The following is a 16,358-nucleotide window of genomic DNA, read 5'->3' on the forward strand; positions in this document are numbered from 1 at the left end:
AATCCACCCAGCCCGCGACGCATCCACTCGCCCCCGTCACACCCCCCGCCCCGGTCATGCATCCGCCCGACCGTGTCCCCGCAGCCACCCAGCCGCATCCCGCAGCCCAACCGGGCCCGTCACACACCCACGGCAGGTCACACGCCCACCCGGCAGCCACTCACCCCGCACCAACGACCGCCAGGCCGCCCCAGCCTCAGCCCCTCAGCCCGACCACCACGGCCGCCGCCAGGCCACGTGGACCCAGGGAACCCCGCCCAGGCCACCGCACTCGCCGCCAGGCCACGGAGACCCCGCACAGACCACCAGGCCGCCGCCAGACCACCACGCGCACCGCCAGGGCGCGCGACCGCCACCGGAGCACCGCAGCAACCACCGCGGCAGTCACCCCCGCTCCCACCCCCGCACCGCACCGTCACCTCACCCGGCCGGCCAGCCGGCCTCACCCCACAGCCAACAGAATCCCCAGCACCACCGCGCCCGCGACCGCCGGACCCACGATCTCCCAGGCCCACCGCACGGTCACCTCGCCCTGCGCGCTCTCCTCCTTCTCGCGGGACTCCCACAGCTCGCGCGCCTCGTCCATGACCCGGTCGGTCTCGGCCCGCATGGGCCCGTCCGCCGCGCCCCGCCCGGACAGCGCTCCCGAGCGTCCGCCGGAGAGCGCGCCCGCGCCGAACCCGCCGAGCCCGCGCCCGCCGCCCCGGCCCCCACGCTCCGTCGCCTGCTCGGCCCGGGCGCGGGCCTCCCGCCGGGTCGCCTTCTTCCGGGCGCGCAGCGAGACGGGGATGGCCCACAACTGGTACTTCTTGCCGCTCTTGGCGACGACCTCGTTGGAGTAACCGGAGCGCAGCGAGGCGATCTGCCCCCAGGGCAGCACGATCACCCGGAACGGGTTGCGCACCCGCAGCCGGTCCTCGCCCGCGTACACGGCGGGCCGCAGGGTGAAGGCGACGACCAGCGGCACCAGGAGGATCAGCGCGGCGAGCGCCAGCCACGGCGTCCGCCCCTCACCAGCCACGACCGCGTCGATGCCGAGCCAGCCGACGAGGCCGAGCAGCAGCACACCGCCGACAATGCCGGCCGGCGACCGGTAGATGCGGTCCTTGGTCTCGGGGGCCGAAGGCCGCGGCGCGGGTGACTGGTCTTCCGGGGTCGTCATGGCCCCGATTCTGCCCGACGCCCCCGCCCGGCTCATCCGCGATCCCCTCCCGACCCCCTCCCGCCCATCCGCGACCCCTCCCCCGCCCACCCTCTGATCTCCTTCCCCTCCTGATCCCCTCCCCGCTCATCCGCTCATCCGCGACCCCCTCCCCCAAGATGAGCAGCGGGGGCTGTACACCCGCTACGCGCGTAGATATGCTCGTCTGGTGACCATGCCCACCAATACACCCTCCGCAGCTCACGCCTTCACGGACGTCACCACGTCCGCCAGCGCGCTGCGCCGCTTCCTCCACGGGCTGCCCGGCGTCGACGCGGTCGGCCTGGAGGCACGCGCCTCGTCGCTCGGCACCCGTTCCATCAAGACGACCGCGAAGGCGTACGCCATCGACCTCGCCATCTCGATGGTCGACATGACGACGCTGGAAGGCGCGGACACCCCGGGCAAGGTCCGGGCGCTCGGCGCGAAGGCGGTCCGCCCCGACCCGACCGACCGGACGACGCCCACCACGGCCGCGGTCTGCGTCTACCCCGACATGGTGGCCGTGGCCAAGCAGGCCGTCGCCGGCTCCGGTGTGAAGGTCGCCTCGGTCGCCACCGCCTTCCCCGCAGGCCGCGCCGCCCTCCCCGTGAAACTGGCGGACGTGCGCGACGCGGTGGCGGCGGGCGCCGACGAGATCGACATGGTCATCGACCGCGGAGCGTTCCTCGCGGGCGACTACCTGAAGGTGTACGACGAGATCGTCGCCGTGAAGGAGGTCTCGGGGGCGGCCCGTCTGAAGGTCATCTTCGAGACCGGTGAGCTGTCGACGTACGACAACATCCGCCGCGCCAGCTGGCTCGGCATGCTCGCGGGCGCCGACTTCATCAAGACGTCGACCGGCAAGGTGGCCGTCAACGCCACCCCGGCCAACACCCTCCTCATGCTGGAGGCGGTCCGCGACTTCCGGGCCCAGACCGGTGTCCAGGTCGGCGTGAAGCCCGCCGGCGGCATCCGCACCACCAAGGACGCGATCAAGTTCCTGGTGCTGGTCAACGAGACCGCGGGCGAGGACTGGCTGGACAACCACTGGTTCCGCTTCGGCGCCTCCTCGCTCCTGAACGACCTGCTGATGCAGCGTCAGAAGCTGGCCACCGGCCGCTACTCCGGCCCCGACTACGTGACGGTGGACTGATCACCATGGCATCCGCATTCGAGTACGCTCCGGCACCCGAGTCCCGCTCGGTCGTCGACATCGCCCCCTCCTACGGCCTGTTCATCGACGGCGAGTTCGTGGAGGCGGCCGACGGCAGGGTCTTCAAGACGGTCTCGCCGTCCTCCGAGGAGGTCCTCTCCGAGATCGCCCAGGCGGGCGAGGCGGACGTCGACCGCGCGGTGAAGGCGGCCCGCAAGGCGTTCGAGAAGTGGTCCGCGCTGCCCGGCACCGAGCGCGCGAAGTACCTCTTCCGCATCGCCCGCATCATCCAGGAACGCAGCCGCGAACTCGCCGTCCTCGAAACCCTCGACAACGGCAAGCCGATCAAGGAGACGCGCGACGCCGACCTCCCCCTGGTCGCCGCGCACTTCTTCTACTACGCGGGCTGGGCGGACAAGCTCGGCCACGCGGGCTTCGGCGCGGACCCCCGCCCACTCGGCGTCGCGGGCCAGGTCATCCCCTGGAACTTCCCCCTCCTGATGCTGGCGTGGAAGATCGCCCCGGCGCTGGCCACCGGCAACACGGTCGTCCTCAAGCCCGCCGAGACGACCCCCCTCTCCGCCCTGTTCTTCGCGGACGTCTGCCGCCAGGCGGGCCTCCCCAAGGGCGTCGTCAACATCCTGCCCGGTTACGGCGACACGGGCGCCGCGCTCGTCGCCCACCCGGACGTGAACAAGGTGGCCTTCACCGGCTCCACGGCCGTCGGCAAGGAGATCGCGAAGACGGTCGCCGGCTCCCGCAAGAAGCTCACGCTCGAGCTGGGCGGCAAGGGCGCCAACATCGTCTTCGACGACGCCCCGATCGACCAGGCCGTCGAGGGCATCGTCAACGGCATCTTCTTCAACCAGGGCCAGGTCTGCTGCGCCGGCAGCCGCCTCCTCGTCCAGGAGTCGATCCACGAGGAGCTGCTGGAGTCCCTCAAGCGCCGGCTCTCCACCCTCCGGCTGGGCGACCCGCTGGACAAGAACACGGACATCGGCGCGATCAACTCCGAGGAGCAGCTCTCCCGGATCACCTCGCTCGTCGAGCGGGGCGAGGCGGAGGGCGCCGAGCGCTGGTCCCCGGCCTGCGAACTGCCGGAAGCGGGCTACTGGTTCGCGCCGACGCTCTTCACGAACGTCACCCAGGCCCACACCGTCGCCCGTGACGAGATCTTCGGCCCCGTGCTGTCGGTGCTCACCTTCCGCACCCCGGACGAGGCCGTCGCCAAGGCCAACAACACGCCGTACGGCCTGTCGGCGGGCATCTGGACGGAGAAGGGCTCCCGCATCCTCGCGGTGGCGAACAAGCTCCGGGCCGGTGTCGTCTGGTCCAACACGTTCAACAAGTTCGACCCGACCTCGCCGTTCGGCGGTTACAAGGAGTCGGGCTTCGGCCGCGAGGGCGGTCGCCACGGCCTGGAGGCGTACCTCGATGTCTGAGCGCACCAACGAGCGTCTGACTGTCTTCAAGACCTACAAGCTGTACGTCGGCGGGAAGTTCCCGCGTTCCGAGAGCGGCCGGGTGTACGAAGTGACGGACCCGAAGGGCAAGTGGCTGGCGAACGCGCCGCAGTCGTCCCGCAAGGACGCCCGTGACGCGGTGGTCGCCGCCCGCAAGGCGTTCGGCGGCTGGTCCGGCGCCACCGCCTACAACCGCGGCCAGATCCTCTACCGCGTCGCCGAGATGCTGGAGGGCCGCCGGGACCAGTTCGCGCGCGAGGTGGCCGACGCCGAGGGCCTGTCGAAGTCGAAGGCGGCCGCGGTGGTCGACGCGACGATCGACCGCTGGGTCTGGTACGCGGGCTGGACGGACAAGATCGCCCAGATCGTGGGCGGCGGAAACCCGGTCGCGGGCCCGTACTTCAACCTGTCCTCCCCCGAGCCGACGGGCGTGGTCGCCGTCCTCGCGCCTCAGGAGTCGTCCTTCCTGGGGCTGGTCAGCGTCGTCGCCCCGGTGATCGCCACCGGCAACACGGCGATCGTGATCGCGAGCGAGAAGTCCCCGCTCCCGGCGCTCTCCCTGGGCGAGGTGCTCGCCACCTCCGACGTCCCCGGCGGTGTCGTCAACATCCTCACCGGCCGTACGGCGGAGATCGCGGCGCCGCTCGCCGCCCACCAGGACGTCAACGCGATCGACCTCGCGGGCGCCGACGAGGTGCTGGCGAAGGAGCTGGAGATCGCGGCGGCCGACAACCTCAAGCGCGTACTCCGTCCACAGCCTGTGGATTACGCGCGGACTCCGGGGACGGACCGCATGACGGCGTTCCTGGAGACGAAGACGGTCTGGCACCCGACGGGCTCGCTGGGCGCGTCCGGCTCCGCCTACTGAGCCGCTCCGCCCACTGAGCGGCTCCGCCGCCGCTCCGCCCCACGAACGAGCCGCGCCGCCCCTCCGTCCGGGGGCGGCGCGGCTCTTGTACGCGGGCGGGCCGGGGCTCAGCTCCCCAGCACCTTCGTCACATCCCCCAGCACGGGAACCGCCCCGAGCGACTGCGCCTGCGCCACCGGCGCCGTCAGCATCTGCGAGGTGAGCGGCTTGAAGTCGGCCACCTGCGTGCCGACGCCGTTGTCGAGGGGGTCGACTCCGGTGCCCGCCAGCGGGTTGGGCTTGAGACCCGCGACGGCGCCGGTGACGTACGGCAGCGAGCCGAGGGTCCCCCGCACCCCGGACTGCGGGTCGATCGACCCGGCGGAGGTGGGGCGCGTGCGCATCACGTCGACGACCGGTTCGCCGCCCGCCGCGGCGGCGGTCCCGGCGCCCGCGCCCAGCGCCACCCCGGCGGTCGCGAGGGCGGCGAGGGCACGCCGGCCGGTGGAGTTCTGGGGAGAGTCGTGTCGGGCCATCTCGGTGCCACCTTCTGCTGCGCAAGGTAATGAGGTCGACACGAAGGGTAGTTGAGGTGTGACGCGCGCTTCAAAGCCGACCCGCGGGGTCGTGACAGGCCCGCAGGATGCCTCACACTGGTGTCCCGTGACCTCCCATCCGCCCATACCCACGCGAGTCGTGCTGCTCTGCGGCCCTTCCGGCTCCGGCAAGTCCCTCCTCGCCGCCCGCTCCGGCCTCCCGGTGCTCCGGCTCGACGACTTCTACAAGGAGGGCGGCGACCCGACGCTGCCGCAGGTCGCGGGGAGCACCGACATCGACTGGGACCACCCGGACTCCTGGGACGCGGACACGGCCGTCGCCGCGATCGTGGAACTGTGCGCCACGGGCCGTACGGACATTCCCGTGTACGACATCGCGCTGAGCGCCCGCACGGGCACGGACGGGGTCGAGATCGGGCGGACCCCGCTGTTCATCGCGGAGGGCATCTTCGCCGCCGAGATCGTCGAGCGCTGCCGCGAACTGGGCGTGCTGGCGGACGCGCTGTGCCTGAGCCGCGGCCCGGTGAAGACGTTCCGCCGCCGCTTCCTGCGCGATCTGCGGGAGGGCCGCAAGTCGGTGCCGTTCCTGCTGCGCCGCGGCTGGCGCCTGATGCGCGCCGAGCGTTCCATCGTGGCCCGTCAGACCGCGCTCGGCGCGTACGCCTGCGACCGCGACGAGGCGATGGGCCGGCTCGCGTCCGCGGCGGCGGGCCACTGCGCGACGCCGGCCCGGACGACCGCGTAACCACGGGGCCGTACGGCCCCGTGTGCGCCCTACGGCCCCATGGGCGTCGTAGGCCTCGCAGGACCTTGTACGGCCTCGCAGGACCTCGTACGGCCCCGTAGGGCCCAGATACGCGGCGGGTGGTCGCACCCGCGCCGCCCGGACGCACGAGAGCGGGACTGGACGGACCCCCCGGCCCTCCAGTCCCGCGTCCCCCGTTCCCCCGTGCTTCCCCCGTGATCCCCCCGGTGGTGCTTCCCCTTGTGATGCGGTACCGCTCCCCCACGTCCCCCGTCGGGTCCCCCCGGTACCGCTCCCCCGTTCCCCCCGATTCCCCCGTTCACCGGCTTCCCTGAGCGAGGCCGGGCCCTTCCCCCCGTGACCCTCAGGCGACAAGCTCCCCGAAGGCGTCCTCCTCGTCACGGCCGAAGCTGAGGACCTCGTCCTCGCGCAGCCGGCGGAGCGACCGCCAGATGCTGGACTTCACCGTGCCGACACTGATGTCGAGGATCTCCGCGATCTCCGGGTCGGTGCGGCCCTCGTAGTAGCGCAGGACCAGCATCGTCCGCTGGAGTTCGGGCAGCCGGGCCAGCGCCTGCCACAGGACCGCGCGCAGCTCGGTGCCGCGCATCGCGTCCGTGTCGCCGGGCGTCTCCGGCAGCTCCTCGGTCGGGTACTCGTTCAGCTTGCGGCGGCGCCACGCGCTGATGTGCAGGTTGGTCATCGTCCGGCGGAGGTATCCGCCGACCGCGGCCTTGTCACTGATCCGGTCCCAGGCCCGGTAGGTCGAGAACAGCGCGCTCTGCAGCAGGTCCTCGGCCTCGAAGCGGTCGCCGGTGAGGTGGTAGGCGGTGGCGTACAGGGAGGCGCGGCGCTCCTGGACGTAGGCGGTGAACTCCGCCTCGGTCAGCGAGCGGTGCTCCCCCGTGTCCTCCCTGTACGCGGCTCCCCCGTGAGCCGCCTGCTCCCCCGCGTCGATCACCGTCATGAACCCGGTGTGCTGACGCCCGGTGCCGCGAGCGCACCCCCGCCCGCTCACGGCACCGGACTTCTCGGAACCCCGGTGGACGTCGTGCAGGCGCGTGATCACTGCGCTGGTGTTCAGGCCGTGCAGCTTGTTCATCTCGCGCCCCCCGTCGTGGACTTCCGGTGTTCGGTCTGTTGCGTCGGCCCGGCGTTCGTGGTGCTGCCTTGCCTGTGCCGAAAAGCTTGCCCACGCCACTTCATGGCGGTGTCCGCCGACTGTCACAGACCTGTCACAGGGGCCTGTCACGGCGAGGTGACAGTCGGCTCACAGACGCCGGCGGTAGGCCTCCCGGTTCCCCCGGAACACCCGTGCGCACGGGCTCCTGCACAAGATCGACGCTCCACGGGTCGAACGACAGCCCCCTCATGGGCCAGAATGAGCCCGTGCCTTCCCTGTTGCTGATCGAGGACGACGACGCCATCCGTACGGCCCTGGAGCTCTCACTGACGCGCCAGGGGCACCGTGTGGCGACCGCTGCGAGCGGTGAGGACGGTCTGAAGCTGCTGCGCGAACAGCGGCCGGATCTGATCGTTCTGGACGTGATGCTGCCCGGAATCGACGGCTTCGAGGTGTGCCGGCGCATCCGGCGCACCGACCAGCTGCCGATCATCCTGCTGACCGCGAGGAGCGACGACATCGACGTCGTGGTCGGGCTGGAGTCCGGCGCCGACGACTACGTCGTCAAGCCCGTCCAGGGGCGGGTGCTCGACGCCCGGATCCGGGCCGTGCTGCGGCGCGGGGAGCGCGAGTCGAGCGACGCGGCGACCTTCGGCAGCCTGGTCATCGACCGGGCGGCGATGACCGTCACGAAGAACGGCGAGGACCTCCAGCTCACCCCGACCGAGCTGCGGCTGCTGCTCGAACTGAGCCGGCGGCCCGGTCAGGCCCTGTCGCGGCAACAGCTGCTGCGCCTTGTGTGGGAGCACGACTACCTGGGCGACTCCCGGCTGGTGGACGCCTGTGTCCAGCGGCTGCGCGCCAAGGTCGAGGACGTGCCCTCGTCCCCGACGCTGATCCGTACCGTGCGCGGCGTCGGCTACCGCCTGGACGCCCCTCAGTGACGCAAGGGCAGGGGGGGTTCCGCGGCTGGACCGCGGTACGCAAGGGAAAGCTGTCACGGCTGCGCTTCACCAGTCTGCGGCTGCGGCTCGTCGTGGTCTTCGGGGCCGTGGCGCTGACCGCCGCCGTCTCCGCCTCGGGCATCGCGTACTGGCTCAACCGCGAGGCCGTGCTCACCCGCACCCAGGGCGCGGTGCTGCGGGACTTCGAGCAGGAGATGCAGAACCGGGCGGGCTCGCTGCCCGAGCACCCCTCGCAGGACGAACTCCTGCACACCGCCGGACAGATGGCCAACAGCAGCCAGCGCTTCAGCGTGCTGCTGGTCGGCGAGGACGCCACCGGCCGGACCGTGTACGGCAGTTCGGGCGGGCTGAACGGGTTCTCGCTGGAGGACGTGCCCCAGTCGCTGCGCACGGCGGTGAACAAGCGGCAGGACGTCACCGGCGGCAACGACTCGCCGTACCACCTGTACTGGCAGCGGGTCGTGGACGACGGGACGCCGTATCTGGTGGCCGGGACGAAGGTGATCGGGGGCGGGCCGACCGGGTACATGCGCAAGTCGCTGGAGCCGGAGGCCAAGGACCTCAACTCGCTGGCCTGGTCGCTGGGGATCGCCACCGGGCTCGCGCTGATCGGGGCCGCGTTGCTCGCGCAGGCCGCCGCCACGACCGTACTGAAGCCGGTGCACCGGCTCGGGGTCGCGGCGCGGCGGCTGGGCGAGGGGCGGCTGGACACCCGGCTGCGGGTGTCGGGGACGGACGAACTCGCCGATCTGTCACGGACGTTCAATCGGACGGCGGAGGCGCTGGAGAAGCGGGTCGCCGACATGGCGGCGCGGGACGACGCGTCGCGGCGGTTCGTCGCCGACATGTCGCACGAGCTGCGCACCCCGCTGACCGCGATCACCACCGTCGCGGAGGTACTGGAGGAGGAGCTGGACGCCGAGTCGGGCAGCATCGACCCGATGATCGAGCCGGCCGTCCGGCTGGTGGTCAGCGAGACGCGGCGGCTGAACAACCTCGTCGAGAACCTGATGGAGGTCACCCGCTTCGACGCGGGGACCGCGCGGATGGTCCTGGACGACGTCGACGTCGCCGACCAGATCACCGCCTGCATCGACGCCCGCGCCTGGCTGGACGCGGTCGATCTCGACGCCGAGCGCGGCATCCACGCCCGGCTGGACCCGCGCCGGCTGGACGTGATCCTGGCCAACCTGATCGGCAACGCGCTCAAGCACGGCGGTTCGCCGGTGCGGGTGTCGGTGGCGGCGGCGCAGGACGCGGTCGTCATCGCGGTGCGCGACCACGGGCCCGGCATCCCGGAGGAGGTGCTGCCGCACGTCTTCGACCGGTTCTACAAGGCGAGCGCCTCCCGGCCGCGCTCGGAGGGCAGCGGTCTCGGGCTGTCCATCGCGCTGGAGAACGCCCATATCCACGGGGGCGAGATCACCGCCGCCAACTCTCCGGAGGGCGGCGCGGTGTTCACGCTGCGGCTGCCGCGCGACGCCGCCGAGCTGACCGAACAGGGCGAGAAGGCCGGGGAGTCCGTGCCGGACGAGGGGGACGCTCGATGAAGGTTCGCGGGCTGCTCGCCCTGCCGCTGCTGGCCGCTCTGCTCGCCGGCTGCGGAATCCGGGCGACCGAGGTCCCGACCGACTTCGGGCCCGCGCCCTCCCGGGTGCGCTGCTCGCTCGCCGAGCCGGACGTGACGACGCAGACCGCGCGCGGGGTGCCCGTGCAGGTGTTCCTGCTGTGCGGTTCGTCGCTGGTGGCCGTCGACCGGGCGGTACGGGTGACGGCCGGCCCGGCGGACGCCGAGCGGCGCGCGCTGGTGGCGCAAGGCCTGCTCGACCAGCTCGCCGAGTCGCCGTCGGCGGCCGAGAAGGAGGCCGGGTACACCACGGACGTGCGCGGCGGCATGACGGTGAGGGGGCCGGGCCCCGAGGACCCCGACGACGCGCTGCGGCTGAGCGTCGCGCCGGGCAGCCTGACCTCGTACGCGCTCGCCCAGGTGGTGTGCACGTTCTCCGACTCGGCGGCGGCCGAGGGCGACGGCTCGGTGATCCTGGGCGGCCCCGGTTCCGATCCGCTGCGCCGCTACGAGTGCACGGACGAGGTCCGTTCCCGCCCGGGCAGCGCGGAGCCGCCCTCGTCGGAGGTCACGGACGGCGGCTGACGGGCCCCCGGCCGGTCCACGGCTGACGGTCGGTCTGCGGCTGACGGCCGGTCTGCGGCTGACGGCCGGTGTACGGCTGACGGCCGGTGTACGGCGCCGTGGGCCGCCGCGCCACCGGTGTGGCGGAGGACTCATCCCGCTGCCGGGCGGGATGCCGGAACCGATCGTGCCGAGGGGCGCGTCTTGGGGGGCGTGCAGCGTCAAGGCTCCATCGGCGGCAGCGCCGCGATCCGTCTCCGCGCGACCGGGATTCTTCTCCTGGTCGCCCACCTCGCGTTCGTCGCCTGGTTCACGCTGCGCCCGCTGGACGTCCCCTGGGTGAGACCCACCAACCTGCACCCCTTCGCCGGGATCCGCGCCGATCTGCGGCTCGGCTGGCCCGAGGCGGCCCGGCGGATCGGTGAGGGACTGGCGCTGCTGGCCCCGCTGGGCGTGCTGCTGCCGCTGGCGCACGGCAGGCTCCGGGTGTCGCCGCTGGCGTCCCTGGTCCGTACGGTCGCGGCGGGCGCCCTGCTGTCGCTGGGCGTCGAACTGCTCCAGACGGGGGTGCCGGGCCGGGTCGTGGACGTGGACTCGCTGCTGCTGAACACCGTGGGCGTGGCCCTGGCGCACGCCTCGGTGGTGCCGGCGACCCGGCTGCGGTTGCGCCGCAGGGACGAGCGGCGGGGGCCTTCGGCGGTGCGTCAGGAGGAGGGGGCTCAGGGTCGGACCCCGAGGATTCCCAGGGTCGGGATCGCACCCTAGAGCGACGCTTCTCCCCTTTTGTCTCCGTAGCGTTGAGGGCAGATGAGGCAGTCGGAAGGACCGCCTCGCCCCGACGCTCAGAAGGAGCCGCAGATGTCCAGCCTCGCCCGCCCCACCCACGGCCGCATGATCGGCGGAGTGTGCGCCGCGCTGGCCCGGCGCATGGGCACCTCCGCGACGACGATGCGCGTGATCTTCCTCCTCTCCTGCCTGCTGCCCGGCCCGCAGTTCCTGCTCTACATAGCGCTGTGGTTCCTGCTGCCCTCGGAGGGGAAGGCGGCGCGCACGGCCTGGTGACGGCCGTCCGCACGAACGCCGTCGGGGGGGGCCCCCACCCCCGGGGGGGGGGCCCCCCCTCCTCAATGTGGAGAACGTGTGCACATCACAGAGTCCATCGTCTGCCAGTCCACCCCATCCCCTCCGGTCCCGGCCCCGAGTCCCACTGTCGCGGCGTCAGCGGAACGCTCGCCCAGGACCGGCTGGCCGGCGTGGACACGGTGGTGACCGCTGACGCAGGAACGCGGAGCGCTGCGGTTGTTCCTGCAGTCCGGTACCGGGACGTCCTGAGAGTGCCTCACGCGACGCGGCTGCTGCTCGGGGCTCTCATCGGGCGGCTTCCCACTGGGATGGCCCCACTCGCGCTCCTCCTCACTGCCGACCGCGGGGTGTCGGCTGGCCTGTTCGCCGCGGCATATCTGGTTGCCAACGCTGTGGGGGGTCCCCTCGTAGGCCGTGCGATCGATCACTTCGGCCACAAGTATGTGCTGGCCGCAGGCGCGGCCGCGAGCAGCAGCGCCTTCGTCGTGCTGGCGGCGGGGCCTGAGCAGGCCTGGTGCGCGGCGTCCGCGGTGACTGTGGCGGGTGCTGCCCGGCCGCCGTTGGACGCGGCGCTCAGGGCTCTGTGGGGGGATGATGCCGTCGCCCGCCCATCAGCGGGTGGCGATGGCGCTGGAGTCTGCGGCGCAGGAGATCATCTACGTCGTCGGCCCGCTGCTTGTCACCGTGATCAGTGTGGCGGCTTCTCCTGGCTGGGCCCTCGCCGCGACCGCTGCTGTCGGCGGCCTCGGCACCACCCTGTTCGTGACCCGGCCGGACTCACGATTTCCGGGTGCCCACTCTGGGCCTTCATCGGCTGACTGGCTCGGTCCCGTACGCGCGCCCGTTCTGAGGGTGCTGTACCTGGCGATGATGAGTGTCGGGGTCACCATCGGTGCCCTCACCCCCCTGGCCGTGCGGACGGCCGACCAGTTCGCTGCCCCACACCTGTCCGGCGGTCTGCCTGCCGCCCTGTCGTGCGGCGCGATCCTGGGCGGGATCGCCTACGGGGCACGCATCTGGCCAGGAAGCCCAGCAGGGCATCTGATCATGCTGTCCGCAGGGTTCGCGGCCGCCTGGCTTCCGGTAATCACCGCAGGCGGCCCCGCAGTCGCGCTGGTCGCCGCGGCCGTCCCGGGCTTGGCCATGGCCCCGCTGCTGTGCACGGCCTTCCTTCTGACCAGCAGGTTCGCCCCAGACGGACGCGCTACCGAGGCGCACGCCCTCTTGATTGCCGCGCTGGACATCGGGTGCGCAATCGGGACCGCCGGCGCAGGCACGACGCACAGCCCGCTCCTCCTGCCGGGCGGGGCAGCGGCCGCCGCGCTGATCCTCGGCACTGCAAGGAGGCGCCTCACCTCTGAAGCCCCCGCCCCCGCTTAGACCTGACCCCGAACCAGAACAGGAGTCCCACTTCGTGAGCCCGTTCGTCCTCACCCGGATCGCGACCGAGAACACGACGTATGCGGCCCTGCGCGCCGACGTCCTGCGCGGCCTCACCCGCACGCCGAAGGCGCTGCCTCCGAAGTGGTTCTACGACACACACGGCAGCCAGCTGTTCGAGAAGATCACCGAACTCCCGGAGTACTACCCCACACGCTCCGAGCGCTCACTGCTGGTCCTCCACCGTGCTGACATCGCGGCCGCGGTTGGCGCCCGTACCCTCATCGAACTCGGCTCCGGCTCCTCCGTGAAGACGCGCTACCTCCTCGACGTCCTGGAAGGTCTCGACACCTACGTTCCGGTGGACGTCAGCGAGAGCGCGCTGACCCAAGCAGGACAAGCGCTGGCCGAGCAACGGCCCGGCCTGAACGTGCACGCCCTGGTCGCCGACTTCACCGTCGGCCTGGCCCTGCCCGGCACACCCGGACCACGGCTCGTGATGTTCCTGGGAGGCACCCTCGGCAACCTCCTGCCCGTGGAACGCGCCGGGATGCTGTCGTTGATACGGTCCCTGCTCGCGCCCGGCGACGCCCTCCTGCTGGGGACCGATCTGGTCAAGGACGAGCGCACCCTGATCGCCGCCTACGACGACCCCGCCGGCGTCACCGCCGCGTTCAACAAGAACGTCCTCAGAGTGATGAACCGTGTGCTGGACGCCGACTTCGACCTCGATGCCTTCGACCACGTCGCCCGGTGGGACCCGGTGAACGAGTGGATCGAGATGCGGCTGCGCGCACGCGCGGCCCAGACCGTCAAGATTCCCGCACTCGATCTGACGGTCGACTTCGCAGCAGGTGAAGAACTGCGCACGGAAGTGTCCGCCAAGTTCCGCGAGCAGGGCCTGCTGCGTGAACTCAGCCAGGCCGGCCTGACATTGACCCGCTGGTGGACTGCCGGGCAGCTCTACGGACTCGCCCTCGCACATCCGACCGCTGGGCCGGGCGGTGGCCTGCCGTACACACCGGGCACGCCCCTCGGCGCCAGCGGATCGGCGTGAGGCGATTCGGACGCAGTCCGTGACGGCCGTGACCTCGCCCGCACAGGGCCACGCCTTTCGCTGAGCAGGCCAGAGGCCCCGACCCGCCCCGCTAATGCGTGATCTCCCCCACCCGCAACCGGAACCTCTCAGGAGGCCACACGATGACCATGCGTCGCGCCGCGCTGGCAGTGCCTGCCCATTTCGCGGCAGGCACGGGAACCGTCGCGGTCATCGCTCCCCAGCCAGGCTCCCGCCATGCTGCCGCGCTCGCGCGGCGACGGCGCGAAGCCGTCGCGGTCACCCTGGGATTCGGCGCAAGGCCCCCCGCCTACAGCGGTGTCACCGCTGAGGAGGGCTATGCCGAGGTCATCGAATACACCGGAGATCTGCGCAGCACGGTCAAGAGGCTGAGGGCCGCCGGAGCCGAGGCCGTGGTGGCCGCCAGCCCTGTGGGTGTCGATCTGGCTGAGCGCATCGCCTGGCAACTGCGCCTCCCCGGAAGCGGCACGCCAGGGTCGACCCAGATGCGAACGGACCGGGGCGTGCAGGCAGAAGCCCTGTCGGAGGCGGGCATCGCTGTGCCCCGCACCCTGCGCACGACCAGCCTCCATGAGGCACTCGCGTGGGCTGACCGCCATCCGGGAGGCGACTTGCGGATGACTTCTGCCGCGATCGGCGTGTCTGCGCGACGTGCGACCTGCCGCACCAAGGAGCAGATCACAGGGGTCTGGCACCAGGTTCAGGAATCCGCCTACCGCCACAGCGGCAATGCATCCCTCGTTCTGCGGGAGCTGATGCAGGGCCGGCACTATGTGGTCGACAGCATTACGCGCCCCGGATCCGGCGGCCCTCAGCACGCCGTCACCGAGATCTGGGCAATGACTCAGTCGCCAACAGGGATGCCTGAGCGGGCCGACCTGGTACACCGCTATGACCTCCTGGCCCGCAGAATGACGCTGTATGTGAGCAAGGCTCTGAACATCCTAGGTGTGGAGTCGGGGCCGATGTCCTGCCACATCGCCTTCGAGCCCGAACTCGGGCCGACCCTGCTCTCCGCCAGCGTCCTCACCCACCGATCACGTGCCGACGAGGCGTCGTGGGACATCACAGGACGTGACCCGATCGACGCAGCACTGTCCGGCTCCCTCGGCGCCTACCGAAGCACCGTGAGCCCTCCTCGGCATTTCGTTGCCCGCGTCTACGTGACTGCTCCGCAGGGGGGCCTGCTGGGCCCCGGGGTGCTGGCAGCTCTGGCCACGCTGCCCACAGCCGTGTGCGTCGACGCGGACCCGGCAACGTTCATTCCCGGCACCACAGCTGACCGGTGGGGTGCCGAAGCCTGCGAAGTTGTGCTCGCACACGCGACGTCCGAGGCTATCGAGAAGGACTGTCGCCGCATCCGCGCCCTGGCCCCGAACACTCTGTGGTGGGAGACCCGACGCTGAATCTCGTGATGGACCGAGCCGGGCGCGGGCATGGTGGGGCCCAGAGACTTGGGGCGGGTGGATCTCGTGGTTGGCTGGGTAGGCGCCCGTATGGGGGGCGACACGAGTTCACTGCCCAGCAGGTTCAGCAGCCGGCTGTCCTGGACGCTGCCGTCCAGCAACGGGCGTCCCGACACAACGGATCGAAGAACTCGCCCTGCACGCCGGTCCGTCTGATTGCGCGCCGAGAGCGGCTCCGACGCCAGGCGCGGTAGTCGGAGCCGCGGACGGTGCCGTTCCGGCGCCGGAGCGCCGGAGCAGTTGCACGCGTCGTGGAGTTCAACGCACCCTGAGGTCGGCCGGACACGCGAGGCGTCAACATCTCCTCCCCGATCGCGCGGGTGATGGCGGAACGGGATACGCCGAACAAGCAGCCCGAGGACAGTGTGAGGGAGGTCGTGCCGAAGATGGATGAGCGTGATCATCAGTGGGTCGACGAAGACCAACTGATGCCGAGCGCCGGCTCCCGCAGCCTGCCTCCTCGTCCTCCCCGTGCTGCGTAGCGGCGACCCTCGACGCACGCCTGCCACGGCTGAGCCAACTCCTCGAACAGACAGCCCAGATGACGTCGGGAGATCCCCGTGAACAACCGATGTGCGAGGACCGTCCGATTGACCGTGATCCACGGACGGATCGCGCCGCACCAGCGAGAACATCTCACCCGCTATTACGCGCCAATTCGATAGCCATTTCATTTGGCCAGTCGGCGGCAGCGCATGAAGGTGCAGGCTATGCTGGTGAAGGCCGGGAATCCCGATGGCCTTACGTTCCTGGCAGAGGTGGAGAAAGCAGCTTTCCAGGGTAGAGCACATCATGTCCTTGGTGACCATCCAGGCGTTGCGATGCCGGATTCCGTACTGGTATACGGCTAGCGGAGTTCGGCAGTCATTTTCGGGTGTGATTCTGGGCCGGACTCACAGGGTGATCGCTGCTACAGCAGACTACGATGGGAAGACTATTGGACGACGAAGTGCCTCCGGCAGACGACTGGGATCCTCCGCAAATGACGGACGAGGATTATCTTCAAATGCTCTGCGGTCCTATCGAGGAATGACGAGCCCGAGCCATCTCGTTTATAGCTTCACGCGCGCCGAGACCGGCCTTGTCGCACTAGTGACCTGAGTCGGAGATTCGTCGTTGGTTCGGTATGAGTCGTCCGGGTCCGAAGATTCCGCCGTTGTCGGTGACCGATGCCCAGCGGGCCG

The 16,358-nt window shown here is 71.1% G+C and carries 15 protein-coding genes and 1 pseudogene; 12 read left to right on the top strand and 4 right to left on the bottom strand.

Annotated features, from left to right (window positions below; all coding sequences use genetic code 11):
• Positions 1-442: 442 nt before the first annotated feature.
• Positions 443-1,162, bottom strand: coding sequence for a PH domain-containing protein (locus tag ACZ6D7_RS12180; protein ID WP_469487841.1), 720 nt, complete (start codon positions 1,160-1,162; stop codon positions 443-445).
• A 214-nt stretch (positions 1,163-1,376) separates the two neighbouring features.
• Between ACZ6D7_RS12180 and deoC the strand changes: the two genes are divergently transcribed.
• Genes deoC through ACZ6D7_RS12195 form a run of 3 tightly spaced genes read left to right on the top strand, consistent with a single transcriptional unit; the run spans position 1,377 to position 4,667 of the window.
• Positions 1,377-2,336: a deoxyribose-phosphate aldolase gene (deoC, locus tag ACZ6D7_RS12185; protein ID WP_469487847.1), complete on the top strand. Its 960-nt coding sequence runs from the start codon at positions 1,377-1,379 to the stop codon at positions 2,334-2,336.
• A gap of 5 nt (positions 2,337-2,341) precedes the next feature.
• A complete protein-coding gene (locus ACZ6D7_RS12190) occupies positions 2,342-3,778 on the top strand; it encodes an aldehyde dehydrogenase family protein (protein WP_469487850.1) in 1,437 nt (478 codons plus the stop codon).
• On the top strand, positions 3,771-4,667 hold the full coding sequence (locus tag ACZ6D7_RS12195) for an aldehyde dehydrogenase family protein (protein WP_469487855.1): 897 nt from the start codon (positions 3,771-3,773) through the stop codon (positions 4,665-4,667). Before ACZ6D7_RS12190 ends, ACZ6D7_RS12195 begins: the two co-directional genes overlap by 8 nt.
• Before the next feature lie 107 nt (positions 4,668-4,774).
• Here the strand turns inward: ACZ6D7_RS12195 and ACZ6D7_RS12200 are convergent, their stop codons facing one another.
• Positions 4,775-5,182, bottom strand: coding sequence for a hypothetical protein (locus ACZ6D7_RS12200; protein ID WP_469487858.1), 408 nt, complete (start codon positions 5,180-5,182; stop codon positions 4,775-4,777).
• Between the two features lie 58 nt (positions 5,183-5,240).
• On the opposite strand from ACZ6D7_RS12200, the gene ACZ6D7_RS12205 reads away from it, so the two are divergent.
• A complete protein-coding gene (locus ACZ6D7_RS12205) occupies positions 5,241-5,948 on the top strand; it encodes a uridine kinase family protein (RefSeq protein ID WP_469487861.1) in 708 nt (235 codons plus the stop codon).
• Positions 5,949-6,312: 364 nt separating this feature from the next.
• On the opposite strand, the gene ACZ6D7_RS12210 is transcribed toward ACZ6D7_RS12205, so the two are convergent.
• Positions 6,313-7,050, bottom strand: coding sequence for a SigE family RNA polymerase sigma factor (locus ACZ6D7_RS12210; protein ID WP_469487864.1), 738 nt, complete (start codon positions 7,048-7,050; stop codon positions 6,313-6,315).
• A 287-nt stretch (positions 7,051-7,337) separates the two neighbouring features.
• Between ACZ6D7_RS12210 and afsQ1 the strand changes: the two genes are divergently transcribed.
• From afsQ1 to ACZ6D7_RS12250, 8 genes are all read left to right on the top strand, one after another.
• The gene (gene afsQ1 / locus ACZ6D7_RS12215) at positions 7,338-8,015 is read left to right on the top strand and encodes a two-component system response regulator AfsQ1 (protein WP_352342332.1); all 678 of its coding nucleotides are present in this window, start codon (positions 7,338-7,340) and stop codon (positions 8,013-8,015) included.
• Positions 8,012-9,586, top strand: a complete 1,575-nt coding sequence (locus tag ACZ6D7_RS12220) for an ATP-binding protein (protein WP_469487867.1) — start codon at positions 8,012-8,014, stop codon at positions 9,584-9,586. Before afsQ1 ends, ACZ6D7_RS12220 begins: the two co-directional genes overlap by 4 nt.
• Positions 9,583-10,188, top strand: coding sequence for a hypothetical protein (locus ACZ6D7_RS12225; protein ID WP_469487870.1), 606 nt, complete (start codon positions 9,583-9,585; stop codon positions 10,186-10,188). The genes ACZ6D7_RS12220 and ACZ6D7_RS12225 overlap by 4 nt, the downstream gene beginning before the upstream one ends.
• A gap of 192 nt (positions 10,189-10,380) precedes the next feature.
• Positions 10,381-10,932, top strand: a complete 552-nt coding sequence (locus ACZ6D7_RS12230) for a VanZ family protein (RefSeq protein WP_469487874.1) — start codon at positions 10,381-10,383, stop codon at positions 10,930-10,932.
• A 93-nt stretch (positions 10,933-11,025) separates the two neighbouring features.
• Complete coding sequence (locus tag ACZ6D7_RS12235; RefSeq protein ID WP_469487877.1) at positions 11,026-11,229, top strand: PspC domain-containing protein; 204 nt, start codon at positions 11,026-11,028, stop codon at positions 11,227-11,229.
• Positions 11,230-11,874: 645 nt separating this feature from the next.
• Positions 11,875-12,630: a hypothetical protein gene (locus ACZ6D7_RS12240; protein ID WP_469487963.1), complete on the top strand. Its 756-nt coding sequence runs from the start codon at positions 11,875-11,877 to the stop codon at positions 12,628-12,630.
• A gap of 34 nt (positions 12,631-12,664) precedes the next feature.
• Positions 12,665-13,687 carry an L-histidine N(alpha)-methyltransferase gene (gene egtD / locus ACZ6D7_RS12245; protein WP_469487881.1) on the top strand — a complete coding sequence of 341 codons (1,023 nt, stop codon included), beginning with the start codon at positions 12,665-12,667 and terminating at the stop codon, positions 13,685-13,687.
• A gap of 143 nt (positions 13,688-13,830) precedes the next feature.
• Positions 13,831-15,114, top strand: coding sequence for a hypothetical protein (locus ACZ6D7_RS12250; RefSeq protein WP_469487884.1), 1,284 nt, complete (start codon positions 13,831-13,833; stop codon positions 15,112-15,114).
• A 364-nt stretch (positions 15,115-15,478) separates the two neighbouring features.
• On the opposite strand, the pseudogene ACZ6D7_RS12255 reads toward ACZ6D7_RS12250, so the two are convergent.
• Positions 15,479-15,775: pseudogene (locus ACZ6D7_RS12255) on the bottom strand (transposase family protein); the annotation flags it as partial.
• Positions 15,776-16,358 lie beyond the last annotated feature (583 nt).

The organism is Streptomyces sp. NPDC041784 (assembly GCF_055591025.1).

Bases quoted from the DNA above. Each gene is read 5' to 3' on its own strand.
- ACZ6D7_RS12225 (WP_469487870.1), top strand. From the start codon at position 9,583: ATGAAGGTTCGCGGGCTGCTCGCCCTGCCGCTGCTGGCCGCTCTGCTC.
- ACZ6D7_RS12195 (WP_469487855.1), top strand. From the start codon at position 3,771: ATGTCTGAGCGCACCAACGAGCGTCTGACTGTCTTCAAGACCTACAAG.
- ACZ6D7_RS12240 (WP_469487963.1), top strand. From the start codon at position 11,875: ATGGCGCTGGAGTCTGCGGCGCAGGAGATCATCTACGTCGTCGGCCCG.
- ACZ6D7_RS12200 (WP_469487858.1), bottom strand. From the start codon at position 5,182: ATGGCCCGACACGACTCTCCCCAGAACTCCACCGGCCGGCGTGCCCTC.
- deoC (WP_469487847.1), top strand. From the start codon at position 1,377: ATGCCCACCAATACACCCTCCGCAGCTCACGCCTTCACGGACGTCACC.
- ACZ6D7_RS12250 (WP_469487884.1), top strand. From the start codon at position 13,831: ATGACCATGCGTCGCGCCGCGCTGGCAGTGCCTGCCCATTTCGCGGCA.
- ACZ6D7_RS12180 (WP_469487841.1), bottom strand. From the start codon at position 1,162: ATGACGACCCCGGAAGACCAGTCACCCGCGCCGCGGCCTTCGGCCCCC.
- ACZ6D7_RS12210 (WP_469487864.1), bottom strand. From the start codon at position 7,050: ATGAACAAGCTGCACGGCCTGAACACCAGCGCAGTGATCACGCGCCTG.
- ACZ6D7_RS12235 (WP_469487877.1), top strand. From the start codon at position 11,026: ATGTCCAGCCTCGCCCGCCCCACCCACGGCCGCATGATCGGCGGAGTG.
- ACZ6D7_RS12190 (WP_469487850.1), top strand. From the start codon at position 2,342: ATGGCATCCGCATTCGAGTACGCTCCGGCACCCGAGTCCCGCTCGGTC.